The sequence below is a fragment of the Actimicrobium sp. CCC2.4 genome (assembly GCF_034347385.1).
Lineage (GTDB): Bacteria > Pseudomonadota > Gammaproteobacteria > Burkholderiales > Burkholderiaceae_D > Actimicrobium.
Genome location: NZ_CP133777.1, coordinates 1,364,465 through 1,380,457 on the forward strand (window position 1 = coordinate 1,364,465; position 15,993 = coordinate 1,380,457).

Genomic DNA, 15,993 nt, shown 5'->3' on the forward strand with positions numbered 1-15,993 from the left:
GGCGAGGTATTTTTTTCAGTCAGAAAAGGGCGCTGGGTGTCCGAATTGGCCATTCTCAAAACTGCCGGCGGGTGTTAGCCACTATAATGCTGCCCATGATTTTGTGCTCCAGATTGACTCTTCTATCTTGTTTTTCAGCCATGCTGCGGCGGGCACGTCTGCGCGCCGGCGCTATCCTCGCTGTCATGCTGTTACTGGCGAGCACGGCTACACCGGCCCAGACTGCCGGTTATGCGGTCGAGGTCAGCGGTGCCGGAGCGCTGACCGGTCTGCTCAATGATTTTCTGGATATCCGTCGTCGCGCCGCCGATCCTGCCATCGATGCCGGCGAACTGCAGCGCCTGGCCGCAGCAGCGCCGGCCCAGGTCCGCGAATTGCTCGCTACCGAAGGGTATTTTTCGCCGGCGGTGAAGCAGGAAGTGCTGGCCGATGGCGGGCAACCGCTGGTGCGACTGACTGTTGATCCGGGCACAGTGACCCGCATCGATTCCGTTGACGTGCGCTTTGCCGGCGCGATTGCGCAGGGCGATGGCAACGATACCGAACGCATGGCACGCCTGCGCCGGCAATGGAGTCTGGGCGGCGGCGCAGTATTCCGCCAGGCCGACTGGGACGACGCCAAATCCGTCCTGCTGAAAAACCTGCTCGCACGTGATTACCCGGCCGCCCGCATCGTGCAAAGTGCGGCGGTCATCGACCCGGTGCGTCACAGCGCCGCCTTGACCATCGATGTCGATTCCGGACCACCGTTTACGTTCGGCACCTTGCAGGTGAACGGCCTGAGCCGCTACCCGCAAAGTCGCATCGACCGGCTTAACCCTATCGTGCCGGGCGAACGCTATGCGCAGGACCGGCTCAATGAATTGCAGGCGCGCTTGCAGGAAAGTGGTTATTTCAAGTCGGTGATTGCGACCATCGATGCCGATCCGGCTACACCGGCGGCCGTGCCGGTGCGGGTGGATGTCAACGAAAACGAGCGGCGCCGCTTGCAGTTGGGTGGTGGTTTTTCGACCGATACCGGACCGCGCTTGCAAGCCAAGTTCCTCGACAGGAATTTTCTGTCGCGCGACTGGCGTCTCGAATCCGAATTGCGTATCGACCGCGGAACTCCGCTGCTGGCAGCCGAAGTGACGCTGCCGCCGCTGGACAATGGCTGGACGCCGAGCGTGGCCGGGCGCTTCGAGCGGTCCGATCTCTCCGGCGAGGTCAGCGACAAGATCCGCAACGATGCGCGTCTGACCAGTCCGGATCGCAATAACGAGCAGGTCATTGGCGTGTCGTTCCTGGCTGAACGCCAGCGCATCGACGACGCCGCCATCAACAACCGCCATGCGTTGATCGCCACCCATACTTTTACCCGCCGCCGGGTTGACAACTTGCTTGATCCGCGGCGCGGTTATGTGGCGGCGCTCGAGCTTGGTGCGGGTGTGCGCGGGGTGCTGACCGAACAAAGCCTGGTGCGCGTGGTCGGCCGCGTGACGTGGCTGGAACCCTGGACGCGCGAATGGAAAACCGTGCTGCGTGCGCAGGTCGGGCAAGTCTTCGGTGCCCGCCGCGAGACCGTGCCAGGCGATCTGCTGTTCCGTACCGGTGGCGACCAGACCGTGCGCGGCTACGGCTATAACAGCCTCGGTGTGGCCGAAAACAATGCGGTAGTGGGCGGGCGCGTGTTGGCCGTGTTCAGCGCCGAACTGGTTTATCAGATCACGCCGCAATGGGGTGCTGCGGTATTCAATGATGCCGGTAATGCGGCCGATTCCTGGCGCGACCTGAAGCTGGTCATGGGTACCGGCGTAGGTGCACGCTGGCGCAGTCCGATCGGGCCGGTCAATCTTGACCTGGCATTTGCTCACGAGACGCGCAAGCCGCGTCTGCATTTTTCTATCGGCTATGGCTTCTAAACCTGTTGTCGGACCGACCGCGCTGCCTCGCCGGTTGCTGACAGCCTGCGCTGTGCTGCTGTTGCTGGTTGCCGTCCTGTTGGCGGGCCTGCTCGGCACCGAGGCTGGCGCGCGTCTGCTGCTGACGCGCCTGTTGCCGGTGCCGGGATTGCAGATCGATGGCGTGCAGGGCCGCTTGCCTGGTCCGTTACGCATTGCCCGCCTGACGTTCGAGAATGCCGGCCAGTCCGTCGTGCTCGATGATCTGCGGCTGGACTGGCGACCGGGTGCGTTGTTCAATGGCCGCTTGCATGTGACCGCGCTGCGTCTGGCGCGGTTGCAAGTCACCAGCAAGCTGGACCAGCCGGCCGAGCCGCTGGTCTTGCCGGCCCGGATCGCATTGCCGCTCGATGTGCAGATCGATCAGGTCCGGGTTGATGGCGGCGAATTGCGCAAGGGTGCTCTCAGTCTGGTGACGCTGGGTGCTTTTGGCTTCAAGCTCGATTTCGATGGCGCGCGCTACTTGCTGCAACTCGATAATCTGGTCGCCAGTTCGGGCGCGGCCAGCGCGAACGTCAGTGGCCAGGCCACGCTGTCGGCGGTGAGTCCGTATGCGTTGCAGGCGAACCTGGTCAGTGCCGCGCGGGCGCAAGTGCAGCAGCAGGCCATCGGTGCCAGCGGTCAGCTTGACCTGAGCGGCTCGCTGGCCGAACTGGTTGCCGATATCGACCTGACCATCAATAAGGCACGCGTCACGGGCGACGCGGTACTGCGGCCTTTTGCCGAGCAGCCGCTGGGTCGCACCCGTTTGAGCGCGCGCGGGCTGGATCTGGCTGCGGTGCAGTCGACGCTGCCGACAACTTCGCTTGACGTGATGCTGACGGCGGTCGATGCCGGCAGCGGCCAGCTCACGCTCAGCAATGCCGATGCCGGCACCATCGATGCGCAACGCTTGCCGGTTCAGGATCTGCAGATTGACTTCACGCAGCAGGATGGCCGCATTGATTTCAGCCGGATCACGGCGGCGCTCGGCTCGTCTGCCCGGCCGGCCGGCAAACTCAGCGGCAGCGGAAAATTCGATCAGGGAGCACTGACACTGGCGCTGGCGATTGATGCGCTGGATGCGCAGCGGCTTGATCAGCGCCTCAATGCGACCCGGCTCGATGGCCGCATCGGCTTGCAGTCAGACGATGGCAAACAAGCGCTGACACTCGATCTGAGTGCACCGGCCGGGCGCAACAAGCTGTTGTTGTCCGCCCGGGCGACACTGGCCGACGCGGCACTGACGCTCGAGAAAGCCGAAGTGCAGCTGGCCGGCGGACGCCTCGATGCGACCGGCAAACTGGCGCTGGACGGCACCCGGGTATTTGCGGTTGACGGCAAACTGGCGCGCCTGCGCTTGCAGGATCTGGGCACGTTTGCCAATGTGCCGGCACTGGAGCTGACCGGTGAGTTCGCTATCGCGGGGGCGCTGGTGCCGCAGCTGAGTGCCGACTTGCACTTCCGCCTGGCCGATAGCCGGATCGCCGGCCAGCCTTTGCGCGGCGAGGGCGACGCCCGCTTGCGCGCCGACACGTTGCGGGTGCCGAACCTGCTATTGGTTGCGGGCGACAACCGGCTCAGCATGCAGGGTGAACTGGCCGAAGCGCAGTCGACGCTGACGTTTGCGCTGGAGGCGTCCCGGCTCGATCAGCTCGGCCCGGCGTTCGGCGGGGCGCTGACGGCCAAAGGCACCGTGCGCGGCAGCTTGCGCAAGCCGGCCGTGATCGCTGACTGGAAGGCGGTCAATGTGCGTCTGCCCGGTGCGCTGCAGATCGCCAGCCTGCAAGGCAAGGCCGACATACGGATCGATCCGCAGCAGGCGTTTTCGCTCGACCATGCCGTTGTCGAGGCTGACGCCAGCGGGCTGCGCGATGCCACACGACAGCTTGCCAGCCTGACCGCGCGTCTCGATTTTTCGACACAGAAACAAGCGCCGCTGGCAATCTCGGTTGCCGGTACGGGCTTGCAGGCCAGCGGCATCGTCGCCGATCAGTTCGCGCTGACAGTCAACGGCACGACCGCGCAACACGTGCTGACGGCCAGTCTTGGCGAACCGTCACAGCGCTGGCGTCTTGGCGCGACCGGCGGCCTGGCGGCGCTGGGGTCGGACGCACGCTGGGAAGGACGCATCGACAGTCTGGAAGGCAGTGGCAAATACGGCTTGAAATTGCTCGCGCCGGCACCGTTGTCGGTGTCGCGGCAGCGCACGGCGCTGGCGGATTTCCGGCTGCAGACGGACAACGCGACGCTCACGCTTGAGCAATTCATGAGTGACGACAAAGGCATCACCACGCGCGGGAACTTTGCGCATCTCGATGTGGCAGCACTGCTGGCCTTGCTGCAGCAGCCACCCGCAGTGGCCACCGACCTGAAACTGGGCGGCAGCTGGAATGTGCACATGACCGATGCGCTGAATGGCCGCCTGCAGATCCAGCGCGAGCAGGGCGACCTGACTGTGCGCGGCAGTAAACCGGTGGCGCTGGGCTTGACACGGCTCGACGCCGTGCTGGAGGCGGTCGACGGGCGGCTTGATGGCCGCGTGGCGATCGAGGGTAAGCAGCTCGGCCAGATTGTGGTGTCGGGCAAGACCACGACCGGCCGCGGCGATGCGCGTTTTACGCTGCCGCCTGATGCGGTGCTGGACGCCTCGGCCAGGCTGACGATTCCGGCACTCAATTGGGTGGGACCGCTGGCGATGGCCGGGCTGGTCACCGAGGGGCAACTGCAAAGCGCAATCATGATAGGCGGTACCGTTGCGCATCCGCGTTTTGGCGGCAGCATCACTGGTAATGACTTGCGCATCGTGCTGGCGGAGCAGGGCATCGACTTGCGCAAGGGGGTGCTCGACAGTCGCTTCGAGGGGGAGCGTTTGCTGGTGCGCAAGCTGCATTTCGAGAGCGGCAGCGGCACGCTTGACGCGTCCGGTCCGATCAACCTGGCGAGTGGTTTGCCGGAGGCGCAGATCCGCCTGATTGCGGATCATTTTCCGCTGCTCAATCGCAGTGACCGCAAACTGGTTTTGAGCGGCCAGAGCGATCTTGGCTGGCGCGACCAGCGCGCGACGATTAGCGGCGCGTTCAAGGTGGATTCAGGCAGTTTCGACCTGGGTCGGGCCGATGCGCCCGCGTTGTCTGAGGATGTCGTCATTCTTGGCAGCAGCCCGAAAAGCGGACAGCGGATGGCCGCAGCCATCGATATCGGTATCGACCTGGGGACTGGCGTGACGCTTGGTGGTCGGGGTCTCGACGGAGTGATCAATGGCAACTTGCGCATCGTCAGCACCGGTGGCGAAGCGTTGCGTGGGCAGGGCACGCTCAATGTCGTGCGCGGCACCTATAGTGCCTACGGTCGCAAGCTGGCGATCGAACAAGGGGTGCTGCGGTTCAATGGCCCGCTGAACAATCCGTCGCTCGATATTCTGGCCATGCGGCGCGGCACCGACGTTGAGGCAGGCGTAGCCGTGCGTGGCACGGTGCTGGTGCCGCGTGTCACGCTGGTGTCCGAGCCGACCGTGCCGGATGCCGAAAAACTCTCCTGGCTGGTCCTGGGGCGGGCATTGTCCACGGCAGGGAGCGGTGATGCCGGCGTACTTCAAGCAGCTGCTGCGTCGCTGTTGTCGCAGGGCGCTGCCGCGGGTGTGGAGTCACAACTGGCGTCGTCGTTCGGACTGGAGAATTTTAGTGTGGGCAAGAGCAGCGACAGTTTGCAGCAGCGCATCGTCACGGTCGGCAAGCAGATTTCGGCGCGCCTGTATGTCAGTTACGAGCAGGGCCTGGAAAATACCAGTAGCGTGCTGCACTTCAAGTACACGCTGACACCCAAGCTGACGCTGGAGGCCGAAGCCGGCGCGCGCAGCGCCTTGTCGCTGTTTTATAACCTGGTATTCGACTGACCCTGGATCGGGTCAGGGCGCGGTGGCTGGTACCGGTTCGCTGTCATGGGGCGGCAGGTCATGGACGATCACACCGACGCCATCAGGGATATCGGTGAGCCAGCTGCCTGAGTCGATTGCGCGCATGGCATCGCGATAACCCTGGTCCCAGCGCCAGTCGATCGACCCTTTCGAAAAATTGATGTCCTTCGATGCCATGTGCCAGTCGCGTCCTGCATACGGCAAGCGCACGATATGCATGGTGGTGTTGCAGCCGAGCGTAGCCAGTTGGCGGGCTTCGCCGGCGGTCTTTAGCGCTGCCGGCATTTTTTCATGCAGTGCATGCAGCGTGCGACGCAGGTTGTGCAGCTTCAGGTATTCGTTGATCACTTGCTGTGAACGCGATGCAAACATCACGTCTTTTTGCCGGGTCTGGACCTGATCCAGCGTGACCGGTTCCGGGCCATCAGCACTCCAGAGGTCCACCATGAAACACAGCGTATCGGCGCGTGGTTCATCATCAAGCACGGTGTCGAGCGGCGTATTCGAATACAGCCCGCCGTCCCAGTACAGTTCGCCATCGATGCGTACCGGGGCAAAGCCTGGCGGCAGGGCGCCGCTGGCCATGATGTGTTCGACGCCAAGGCGTTGCCGGGTATTGTCGAAGCTGGTTAGCGCACCGCTGGTGACTTTGAGCGCGTTGACGCTGAGTCGCATCTGGTGTTTTGCATTGATCAGGTCGAAGTCCACCAGTTCGGTCAGCGTTTTCGCCAGATCACTGGTGTCGTAGAAGCTGGCAAATTCCGGATCAACAGCCATTCCGAGCGGAAACAGGCTGAATTGTCTGGGGGTAAAAAACCCCGGCACGCCGCATGTCATCGCATCGGCTGTCGCCAGCAGTGTGTTGAGGCGACGCGCCTCATCCGGCACCCGGCTCAGGTCAAAGCCATCGTTATGCGAGACGCGATCCCAGAATTCGCGCAAGCGTGCCACGCGCATCGCCTTGGGATTGCCGGCAATGAGTGCGGCATTGATTGCCCCGATCGAGGTACCGACGACCCAGTCGGGCGTCAGATCGTGTTCGTCGAGTGCCTGGTAGATCCCTGCCTGGTAAGCGCCAAGAGCGCCGCCGCCTTGAAGGACCAGGGCGATGCGCTGTTTGCGCGGTTTTTTCAGCTTGGTGATGGAGGATGGTTTCATGTTGAGACCGTACCATGAACCGGGTCAGAAAAAGTGTGACCACTCGGTCATCCAGCCGGGCAATGCTGTCGCTTCCATCGGTTTGGCAATGTAGTAGCCCTGACCGTAAGTACATCCCATTTTTTTTAATAGGTTCCATTCGTCGCGGGTCTCGATCCCGACCGCGACTGACAACCGGTCCAGTTTGCTGGCCAGCGCCAGCGACGAACTCAGTACCAGGGCGAGGGCATTATTTTCGGCTGCTCCTGCAACAAATGAACGGTCAATCTTGAGTTCTGAAAACGGTATGCGCAGCAGTTGCTGCATGCTGGCGTTGCCGGTGCCGTAGTCGTCGACCGACAGTTCAAAGCCTTTCATGCGCAGGCGCAGCATGTTTTCAAGGCAGGCTGGGGTCTCACTGCGCAGTGCCGATTCGGTGATTTCGAAAATCACGAAGGGTGTTGCCAGGCGGTGGGCAGCGACCTGTTCGGCAATTTGGTCGGCGATACGCGGATCGAGCAGCAAAGCCGAACCAAGATTGATGGATACCGAGATCAGGAAGCCGGCATCATGCCAGCGCCGGCATGCGGCAGCTGACTGGTCGATCATGGTACTGGTGAGCCGGTCGAGTTGTTGGTGCTGTTCCAGTACCGGAATAAATCGATCCGGCAGAACAATACCGAAGCGGGGATGGTGCCAGCGCGCAAATGCCTCTACGCCTCGGACTTGACCACTGGCCAGTTCCACTTTCGGCTGAAACCAAGGCTTTATCTGGCTGTTATCGAGCGCATGGAGGATGTCATCGATATTGAATATTGGAGAAATCACGGTGGCGCAATCGGCATCTTCCTTGCAGCGCGCGGTATAACTGGAGATGAGTGAGGCAAGGGTTTCGTTAGTGGCAGGTCCTTGTACGAAACCGAGCAAGTTGATGCCGTATGCCCTGGACATCGTTTCGACTGAAAAAATCAGCGCCGGATCTACTACGCCCGAGATGATGATCGCCGTGGTGCTGTCAAATTTACCCATGTGGCGGATTAACTCTATGCCGTCCATCCCGTCCATCTGCAGGTCAATGAAGCCAATGTCGATGGATTGAGACTGATCCTGCAGCAGGGCCAGCGCTGCTGTGCCATCCGGCAAATCGATTACGTTCCGGGCCCCCAGATTGCCTAACAGGACATTCAACTTTTGCCGTTGTAATGCGTCTTCCTGCACCACAAGAAAGTTCATATCCGCAATATTCATCGCTCGCCTATCAGGAAATCGTGGTCGTAGCTTTTCATTAGGAGTCGTTCTGGTACCGATGGTACACGCTTTTTTATTGATTATTAGTAACTTTGGCGAGCGAAGATTTAGTCGCTGCAAAATGCGATTGCGAGTTAATAAATTAACCACGGAACCTTCTTTTCGCTTGAGTCGACTTATCGGTGTGTGCATGGTTAAACAGACAAGTTGTCAAACGCACGATCATACGGAGAAGTTATGACTACCAAATTACTCAATTCGTCCGATGTCATCGACATCATGGTGGCTGTGGTGCACGATCAAATTGACACCGACCCTTGCCGCGCACGTTACCGTGAAGCACTTAACAGTCTGGTACGTCTGGTGCGCGCCGAGCAAATGCTGGAGATGCAACGCGACTTCAATAAGCTGACCCAATTCTGCGATACCCGTTCCCATTATTAAGTACCAAACCGTGATTGCCGCGCAGGCGGATAATCACGTCATTCTTAATGATGATGACTTTCCATGAATCCATTGCCTGCTCGTCCCGATACGCCCTGCGTGGCTGTTTGTTCAACTACCTTTGATGATGTTTGCCGTGGCTGCGGCCGCACTGTGGCAGAAGTTGCACAATGGGTTTTTCTCAGCGAGTCTGACAAGGAGCGCGTCTGGGAGCGCATCATCGCCGAGGGCTATCCCCGACGCGAAGGCTAATCCGCTTCCGCAACAAAGCCTTGCGGATTGTTACTTTGCCAGCGCCAGTGATCGGCGCACATCTCAGCAATACCACGCTCAGCTTTCCAGCCGAGGACGTCTAGCGCTTTGCTCGCGTCTGCAAAACATTTGGCAATATCGCCGGGTCGCCGGGCCGTAATCTGATATGGGACTTCGCGGGCGCTGGCGAGTTCGAACGCCCGCACGACTTCCAGCACGCTGTAGCCCTCGCCCGTACCCAGGTTGACAGTAAATCCCTTATTGTTTTCGAATAGCTCCCGCAAGGCGGCTACATGCCCGATTGCGAGGTCGACCACGTGGATATAGTCGCGCATGCCGGTGCCGTCGACGGTCGGATAATCATTCCCGTACACCGACAGCTGCTTCAATCGACCAACCGCTACCTGCGCTACATACGGCATCAGGTTGTTGGGTATGCCGCGCGGATCTTCTCCAATCAAACCGCTCGCATGGGCACCTACCGGATTGAAATAGCGTAGTACGCCGATGGCCCATGCCGGATCGGATTTCTCCAGGTCATTCAATAGCTGTTCAACCATCAGCTTCGACCGGCCGTAAGGATTGGTGGCCGAGAGCGTTGCATCCTCGCGGATCGGTACGCTGACCGGATCACCGTAGACCGTGGCAGAGGAGCTGAAGACGACATGATGAACGCCGGCGCGCTGCATCTCTTCGAGCAGAATGACGGTCCCGCCGACATTGTTGTCGTAGTACATCAATGGTTTGGCGACAGATTCGCCGACTGCCTTCAATCCAGCAAAATGAATGACCGCATCGATCCTGCCGGCACTGAAAATGTCGCGCAGCACAGCGCGCTCCCGTACATCACCTTCCCGGAAATCGACTGGCCGGCCGGCAATCTGGTGCACTTGTTTCAGTGACAGTGGTGAGCTGTTGCACAGGTTGTCGAGCGCGATCACGTCATAGCCGGCAGCCAGTAGTTCGACGCAGGTGTGCGAGCCGATGAAGCCGGCTGCACCGGTGACGAGGATGGTTTTTTTACTTGTCATGGAAAGTCTGCCGTAAGAAAAGAGTAGGTTGCCGGATTGGAGGTCGTGCTTCGCCTTGCTTTTGTCGGATTGTACTTGAGCGTTATCTGGTCATTGCCTGGTCATATCTCTGTTCTATCGTTTCCGGCACGCGTGGCTGCTTGAAATTAAATCACAATATCGTTTATACCAATTGCGATACCGTACACTCACGACTGGATAATTATGTCGCAATCATAGAAAAGAGAGATGGCATGTTCGCTGCAGTGGATTTGGGATCGAACAGTTTTCGCCTGCATATCGGCCGTTATGAAGAGGGCGTTATTCGTATCGTCAAGACAGCACGCGAGCCGATCCGCCTCGGTGCCGGGCTTGATAGCCAGGGTAACCTCACTGAAGCGGCGATGCAGTCGGCAATTGCGTGCCTAACGCGCTTCGCCGATGTCCTGAGTGCCTACCCGCTGACCGCAGTGCGGGTGGTAGCGACGAACACCATGCGTATCGCAAACAACGCAGCGTATTTCTTACCGCTGGCCGAAAGAGCAATCCGCCATCCAATCGAAATCATTTCCGGTGAGGAGGAAGGGCGGCTTATTTATCTGGGCGTAGCCAGCACGCTCGATATCGAGCATGAGCGCCGCCTGGTGATCGACATCGGTGGCGGCTCGACCGAACTGGTACTTGGCTTTGGACCGGAAATCGAGCGTGTTGAATCGTTTGGTATCGGAACCGTGAAGCAAAGCACGACATTTTTTCCTGATGGCAACATTACCACCGCGGCTTATGCGCAAGCTATCTTGTCGGCACGTTCTGTTTTTGAGGATGCCGCGCCACCGTATCACCCGCGCTTCTGGAATATTGCTTATGGGTCATCAGGCACGATACGCGTGATTGCCGAGGTGATTGCCCGCAATGATCTGGGTGATGGTCGTTTGTCTATTGCAGGGCTTGACGCACTAATGAATCGGTTTATTGAGGCTGGTCAGGTCAGTCGAATTGAGCTGGCGGGCATGAAACCAGAGCGGGCTGCAGTGATGGTTGGCGGATTGGCCATCCTGATCGGATTGATGCAGGAACTAGGGATTACTGTGCTGGCACCCATTGAGGCTGGCTTACGGATGGGGGTTTTATGGGAGTTGCAGCTACGTGCCACCAAGCGGGACAGGCGGGAGCAATCGGTACGCAGTTTCATACAGCGCTTTCGGGCTGATGAACGACGCGCAGCACAGGTTGCCGTGTCTGCCAGTGCCATCTACGGCCAACTTAAACCGTCATCCGATAGCTGCGTGAAACTGCTGTATTGGAGTGCTCTTTTACATGAAGTCGGCATTGCGATCTCCCAAAGCGGATATCACAAGCATGCGGCGTACATGATTGAGCATGGCGACTTGCCCGGATTTACGACACGGGAACAGCGCACGATGAGTTCGCTGATCCTTGGACAAAAAGGGAATTTGCGCAAGCTCAACGATGCATTAGCGGATCCTGATTTCGCCAAGGCGATACTGGCCATGCGACTCGCCGTCCTACTGATGCACGCACGTATTGATATTGATTCTGGGCAACTTCGACCGCGCATGAAAGGCAAGATCGAGATTGAAATCCGACGCGAATTGGTGGTTCTTCATCCCACGTTGGCTTACTGGATGGGCAAGGAGCGAGAGTGCTGGCTTGAGGTTGGAGTTGATTTTTCAGTTCGTTACATCGGCTAGATTTTCGGTTGCCTGAAAAAAATAAACGGTTTATATTGTTTATACGATTACTAACATTGAGGACAAAATGACACCCGCCTTGCCATCGAAAACAACGTCAAAAAAACCGACTCCAACCACAGTTGCGAAGCCCGTTGCTGCTAAGGCCACCGCCGCTGCGAAACTAGCAACGACAAAGCCGGTTCGTACAAAGCCTGTGGCGGCCCAAAAGACTGTGCCGACCGCACGTGCAAAGCCTGTAGCGAAAGCGAAAGTAAGTACATCGATTGCTTTCCCAAAAAGTCTTCCTGAGACGGTTGATATCTCTGTTACCAAGGAAAAAGTGAAAAAAGCGAAGCTGGTGCGTGATAGTTTCACGATGCCGGAGGTCGAATACGCGGTTTTAAGTGACGTCAAGAAGAATTGCTTGAAAGCTGGCTTTGAAGTGAAAAAAAGCGAGCTTTTGCGCATTGGTGTTGCATTGATACGAGACCTTGATCTGGCTGCATTGAAATTGGCCGCGGCAACACTGTCTCCCTTGAAGCCGGGACGTCCACGGAAAGAAAAGTAGCGAACAATGCATCCGGGTTGTTGCCATGTCATTGAACGGACATCCTGCCGTCATTTTGTTGAAGTAATCCGCAGTTACGCTTTGGTCGTGTCAATGACAAGGGTAAATAATGCGAATTCTTACGACCATGGCGACTGGCGGTGCGCCGGACGCTGCAACTCTGTGCTTGAGCCTTGCGAGTACCGATGAGGAGGTAGTTGAAGTGCAGCGCTTGCGCTACAAGGTCTTCATTGAAAGTATGGGGCTGTCAGCGCTCGAAAACCGGGACGGACTAGATCGCGACGAGTTCGATGCCTGCTGCGATCATTTGATCGTGCGTGACACACGTTCGCTGAAAGTTGTTGGTACCTATCGGGTAATGAGTCCTCAGGCTGCGCGCAAAATGGGGCAGTACTATTCCGAAAAAGAGTTTGATCTAAGTCGTCTGGATAATCTTCGGTCCCGCACTGCCGAAGCCGGGCGCGCTTGCATCCATCCGGATTACCGTAGTGGTGGCGTCATCATGCTGTTGTGGGCGGGACTCGCTGCATTCATGAAAAAAGAGCGCTGCGAGTACCTGATCGGGTGTGCAAGTATCAGTCTTGCCGATGGTGGACACAATGCTGCCGCTCTTTACCGGGGACTGGCCGAGAGCAATATCGCACCGCTGGATTATCGGGTGACCCCACATTTACCATTCCCTATCGATGGCCGCAAGTCCTGCATCAAGCCGCAACCCCCCCCTTTATTAAAGGGTTATTTGCGCAGCGGTGCATGGGTTTGCGGAGAGCCTGCTTGGGATCCCGATTTTCACAGCGCAGATCTATTTATGTTGCTGCCACTTGCTCAACTTGACAGCCGCTATGCGCGCCACTACCTCGGCGCTCAAAGACCGGAGTGACATTGACCTGCTAGTTTTTGAATGAGGGGCAGTGCTGACGCACAACAACGGGTGACTTTCGATGGCGACGCAGTTCGATGTTTTTGCAATCGAAAAGTACCTGTCAATAGTGAAGTGCGTTCTCGTCTTGCGATGTCGTTGGCTCATCCGCGCAGGTAAAGATGCTGTTACATGCTAAGATCATGACCTCTCTGGGGAGACATACTATGTAACCCTGAGGCGCAATTTCATTAAACGAAAAAAGAAAGCCGGTTATGACGCAGCGAACTTGGATCACCGCGCACAATTGTTATTAACCGGGTCTTTTTTGCTGGTGCTCCACCGAAAAAGCGCGACTAGATCGCGTTTTTTTTCGCCCCGGTTTTTTTGTTTCGTCTGGTATTCAATTCAATTCAATTTGGCATCGGCCTATGTGTCATGTCATGGAGCTAAAAATGGTTTCAGTTCGTCTTCCCGATGGTTCGCAGCGGCAATTTGATAGCGCCGTTACCGTCGCTCAAGTTGCTGCCAGTATCGGTGCAGGGCTTGCGAAAGCGGCGCTTGCAGGAAAAGTGGATGGCAAGGTCGTTGATACGTCGTTTTTGATTGATCGAGATGTTGATCTGGCGATCATCACGGATAAGGATGCCGAAGGCGTCGACATAATTCGTCACTCTACGGCACATTTGCTAGCCTATGCGGTCAAAGAATTGTTTCCCGATGCCCAAGTAACCATTGGGCCGACAATCGAGAACGGCTTTTATTACGATTTTTCCTACAAGCGTCCGTTCACCCCGGACGATCTTGTTGCCATTGAAAAGAAAATGTTGGAACTGGCCAAGCGAGACGAGCCGGTGACACGGCAGGTAATGTCCCGCGATGATGCGATTGCCTATTTTCTAGCGCTTGGTGAAGCCTACAAGGCTGAGTTAATAGGGACAATTCCGGCCGATCAGGAAGTGTCGCTCTATACGGAGGGGAAATTTACAGACTTGTGCCGCGGCCCGCACGTACCTTCTACCGGCAAGCTAAAGGTGTTCAAGCTGATGAAGTTAGCAGGGGCATACTGGCGCGGTGATTCGAAAAATGAAATGTTGCAGCGAATCTATGGGACTGCCTGGGTACGCAAGGAAGATCAGGAAGCGTATCTGCATATGTTGGAAGAGGCTGATAAGCGGGATCACCGCAAACTCGGCCGGTTGCTGGATCTATTCCATTTTCAGGAAGAGGCGCCGGGCATGATTTTCTGGCATCCAAAAGGTTGGTCAGTCTGGCAACAAGTTGAGCAATACATGCGGCGTGTTTACCAGGACAACGGATACCAAGAAGTCAAAGCGCCGCAGATTCTTGACATCAGTTTGTGGGAAAAATCCGGGCACTGGGAAAACTACAAAGAAAACATGTTTACCACCGAGTCGGAAAAAAGGTCGTATGCGCTAAAGCCGATGAACTGCCCGGGCCACGTGCAGATATTCCGGTCAGACATGCGCTCGTATCGCGACTTGCCGTTGCGTTATGGCGAGTTCGGCCAATGTCATCGCAATGAGCCATCAGGCTCTTTGCATGGAATTATGCGTGTGCGTGGATTTACGCAGGACGACGGGCATATTTTTTGCACCGAAGACCAAATCCTTGAAGAGTGTGTTGCCTATACTGCGCTGCTGCACAAAGTGTATGCGGATTTTGGCTTTGCCAAGATCACTTACAAAGTGGCAACGCGTCCAGAGAAGCGTGTCGGATCAGAAGAGGCATGGGATAAAGCTGAAAACGCGCTGATTACATCGCTCGAGCGTTCCGGTTGTGAATTCGAGATATCGCCTGGCGAAGGGGCTTTTTATGGTCCTAAAATCGAATATACACTGACAGATGCCATTGGACGTGCCTGGCAGTGTGGCACGATGCAGGTGGATTTTTCGATGCCTATCCGCTTGGGTGCGGAGTACGTTGCCGAAGACAACAGTCGCAAGGTGCCGGTGATGCTGCATCGCGCAATATTAGGTTCTTTCGAGCGCTTTATCGGCATGCTATTGGAAAACTACTCAGGTGCGCTGCCAATGTGGCTCGCCCCAGTGCAAGTTGTCGTGCTGAATATTTCAGAAGGGCAGGCTGACTATGCGCGCAGCGTAACCCAATCCCTGAAAAAACAAGGATTTAGGGTGGAGTCCGATTTGCGCAATGAGAAAATAACCTTTAAAATACGTGAGCATTCTGTCCAGAAGGTTCCATATATCATTGTTGTTGGTGACAAAGAGCGGGATGCAGCAACAGTGGCCGTGCGTGCGCGAGGTAATGCGGACCTAGGAACGATGCAAATTAGTACACTAATCGATCGCCTCCTTTCCGACGTAGCCGAGAAGTCCTGATCAGGATTATCTGCCGCATAACAGCACCGCCGTTTCAATTGATTTTTAAAGGAAATTACAATAGCTACTGACAAGTCACATCGCATCAACGGCGAGATCACTGCACCCGAGTTGCGTTTGAGTGGCGTAGAAAACGAAGCACTTGGTATCGTTACGCTCGCCGAGGCCTTCCGCATGGCGGAAGAAGCAAACGTGGACCTTGTCGAGATTGCGCCGACTGCGCAACCTCCGGTTGCGCGCTTGATGGATTATGGCAAGTTCAAGTATCAGGAGCAAAAAAGAGCTCATGAAGCTAAGCTGAGACAAAAGATCATTTTGGTGAAAGAAGTGAAATTCCGCCCTGGGACCGATGACGGTGACTATGGAATCAAGCTTCGTAACCTGATTAAGTTTCTTGATGATGGCGACAAGACCAAAATCACCTTGCGCTTCCGTGGCCGTGAGATGGCGCATCAGGATATTGGTGTGAGGATGCTTGAGCGACTCAAGCTCGATCTTGAGCCGTACGGTCAGGTTGAGCAGTGGCCCAAAATGGAAGGGCGTCAAATGATCATGGTCTTGGCGCCGAAGAAAAAGAAGTAGA

At 57.1% G+C, this 15,993-nt stretch carries 12 protein-coding genes; 9 read left to right on the forward strand and 3 right to left on the reverse strand.

The annotated features are described in order from the left end of the window. The first annotated feature begins 140 nt into the window (after positions 1-140). Together RHM62_RS06345 and RHM62_RS06350 are read left to right on the forward strand one after the other, a co-directional pair. On the forward strand, positions 141-1,901 hold the full coding sequence (locus RHM62_RS06345; RefSeq protein WP_322124699.1) for an autotransporter assembly complex family protein: 1,761 nt from the start codon (positions 141-143) through the stop codon (positions 1,899-1,901). Further along, positions 1,891-5,814 (forward strand): translocation/assembly module TamB domain-containing protein, encoded by a 3,924-nt coding sequence (locus tag RHM62_RS06350; protein WP_322124700.1) that lies wholly within the window; start codon positions 1,891-1,893, stop codon positions 5,812-5,814. Before RHM62_RS06345 ends, RHM62_RS06350 begins: the two co-directional genes overlap by 11 nt. A 12-nt stretch (positions 5,815-5,826) precedes the next feature. Here RHM62_RS06350 and RHM62_RS06355 read toward each other — a convergent pair whose 3' ends face one another. Together RHM62_RS06355 and RHM62_RS06360 are read right to left on the reverse strand one after the other, a co-directional pair. Then, positions 5,827-6,993 (reverse strand): patatin-like phospholipase family protein, encoded by a 1,167-nt coding sequence (locus RHM62_RS06355; protein ID WP_322124701.1) that lies wholly within the window; start codon positions 6,991-6,993, stop codon positions 5,827-5,829. A 24-nt stretch (positions 6,994-7,017) separates the two neighbouring features. Beyond that, positions 7,018-8,370, reverse strand: coding sequence for an EAL domain-containing response regulator (locus RHM62_RS06360; protein ID WP_322124702.1), 1,353 nt, complete (start codon positions 8,368-8,370; stop codon positions 7,018-7,020). A gap of 87 nt (positions 8,371-8,457) precedes the next feature. Here RHM62_RS06360 and RHM62_RS06365 point away from each other — a divergent pair, with 87 nt between their 5' ends. Beyond that, positions 8,458-8,664 carry a hypothetical protein gene (locus tag RHM62_RS06365; protein ID WP_009665402.1) on the forward strand — a complete coding sequence of 69 codons (207 nt, stop codon included), beginning with the start codon at positions 8,458-8,460 and terminating at the stop codon, positions 8,662-8,664. 63 nt (positions 8,665-8,727) lie between these two features. After that, positions 8,728-8,916, forward strand: a complete 189-nt coding sequence (locus RHM62_RS06370) for a DUF1289 domain-containing protein (protein WP_322124703.1) — start codon at positions 8,728-8,730, stop codon at positions 8,914-8,916. On the opposite strand, the gene galE is transcribed toward RHM62_RS06370, so the two are convergent. Continuing rightward, positions 8,913-9,947 (reverse strand): UDP-glucose 4-epimerase GalE, encoded by a 1,035-nt coding sequence (galE, locus tag RHM62_RS06375; RefSeq protein ID WP_322124704.1) that lies wholly within the window; start codon positions 9,945-9,947, stop codon positions 8,913-8,915. The genes RHM62_RS06370 and galE overlap by 4 nt on opposite strands. 233 nt (positions 9,948-10,180) lie before the next feature. On the opposite strand from galE, the gene RHM62_RS06380 reads away from it, so the two are divergent. The 5 genes from RHM62_RS06380 to infC all read left to right on the forward strand — a co-directional run bounded on the left by RHM62_RS06380 (position 10,181) and on the right by infC (position 15,992). Next, entirely contained in the window at positions 10,181-11,638 is a 1,458-nt protein-coding gene (locus RHM62_RS06380) for a Ppx/GppA phosphatase family protein (protein WP_322125336.1), read from the forward strand. A gap of 67 nt (positions 11,639-11,705) precedes the next feature. After that, the gene (locus RHM62_RS06385) at positions 11,706-12,188 is read left to right on the forward strand and encodes a hypothetical protein (RefSeq protein ID WP_322124705.1); all 483 of its coding nucleotides are present in this window, start codon (positions 11,706-11,708) and stop codon (positions 12,186-12,188) included. Positions 12,189-12,297: 109 nt separating this feature from the next. Then, positions 12,298-13,068 carry a GNAT family N-acetyltransferase gene (locus RHM62_RS06390; protein ID WP_322124706.1) on the forward strand — a complete coding sequence of 257 codons (771 nt, stop codon included), beginning with the start codon at positions 12,298-12,300 and terminating at the stop codon, positions 13,066-13,068. Positions 13,069-13,502: 434 nt separating this feature from the next. Continuing rightward, positions 13,503-15,410, forward strand: coding sequence for a threonine--tRNA ligase (gene thrS, locus RHM62_RS06395; protein ID WP_322124707.1), 1,908 nt, complete (start codon positions 13,503-13,505; stop codon positions 15,408-15,410). A gap of 54 nt (positions 15,411-15,464) precedes the next feature. Continuing rightward, positions 15,465-15,992: a translation initiation factor IF-3 gene (infC, locus tag RHM62_RS06400; protein ID WP_416172316.1), complete on the forward strand. Its 528-nt coding sequence runs from the start codon at positions 15,465-15,467 to the stop codon at positions 15,990-15,992. The last annotated feature ends 1 nt before the right edge of the window (position 15,993 follow it).

Excerpts from the sequence above, each read along its gene's own strand:
- RHM62_RS06345 (WP_322124699.1), top strand. The coding sequence starts at position 141 with ATGCTGCGGCGGGCACGTCTGCGCGCCGGCGCTATCCTCGCTGTCATG.
- RHM62_RS06350 (WP_322124700.1), top strand. The coding sequence starts at position 1,891 with ATGGCTTCTAAACCTGTTGTCGGACCGACCGCGCTGCCTCGCCGGTTG.
- RHM62_RS06355 (WP_322124701.1), bottom strand. The coding sequence starts at position 6,993 with ATGAAACCATCCTCCATCACCAAGCTGAAAAAACCGCGCAAACAGCGC.
- RHM62_RS06365 (WP_009665402.1), top strand. The coding sequence starts at position 8,458 with ATGACTACCAAATTACTCAATTCGTCCGATGTCATCGACATCATGGTG.
- RHM62_RS06370 (WP_322124703.1), top strand. The coding sequence starts at position 8,728 with ATGAATCCATTGCCTGCTCGTCCCGATACGCCCTGCGTGGCTGTTTGT.
- galE (WP_322124704.1), bottom strand. The coding sequence starts at position 9,947 with ATGACAAGTAAAAAAACCATCCTCGTCACCGGTGCAGCCGGCTTCATC.
- RHM62_RS06380 (WP_322125336.1), top strand. The coding sequence starts at position 10,181 with ATGTTCGCTGCAGTGGATTTGGGATCGAACAGTTTTCGCCTGCATATC.
- RHM62_RS06385 (WP_322124705.1), top strand. The coding sequence starts at position 11,706 with ATGACACCCGCCTTGCCATCGAAAACAACGTCAAAAAAACCGACTCCA.
- RHM62_RS06390 (WP_322124706.1), top strand. The coding sequence starts at position 12,298 with ATGCGAATTCTTACGACCATGGCGACTGGCGGTGCGCCGGACGCTGCA.
- thrS (WP_322124707.1), top strand. The coding sequence starts at position 13,503 with ATGGTTTCAGTTCGTCTTCCCGATGGTTCGCAGCGGCAATTTGATAGC.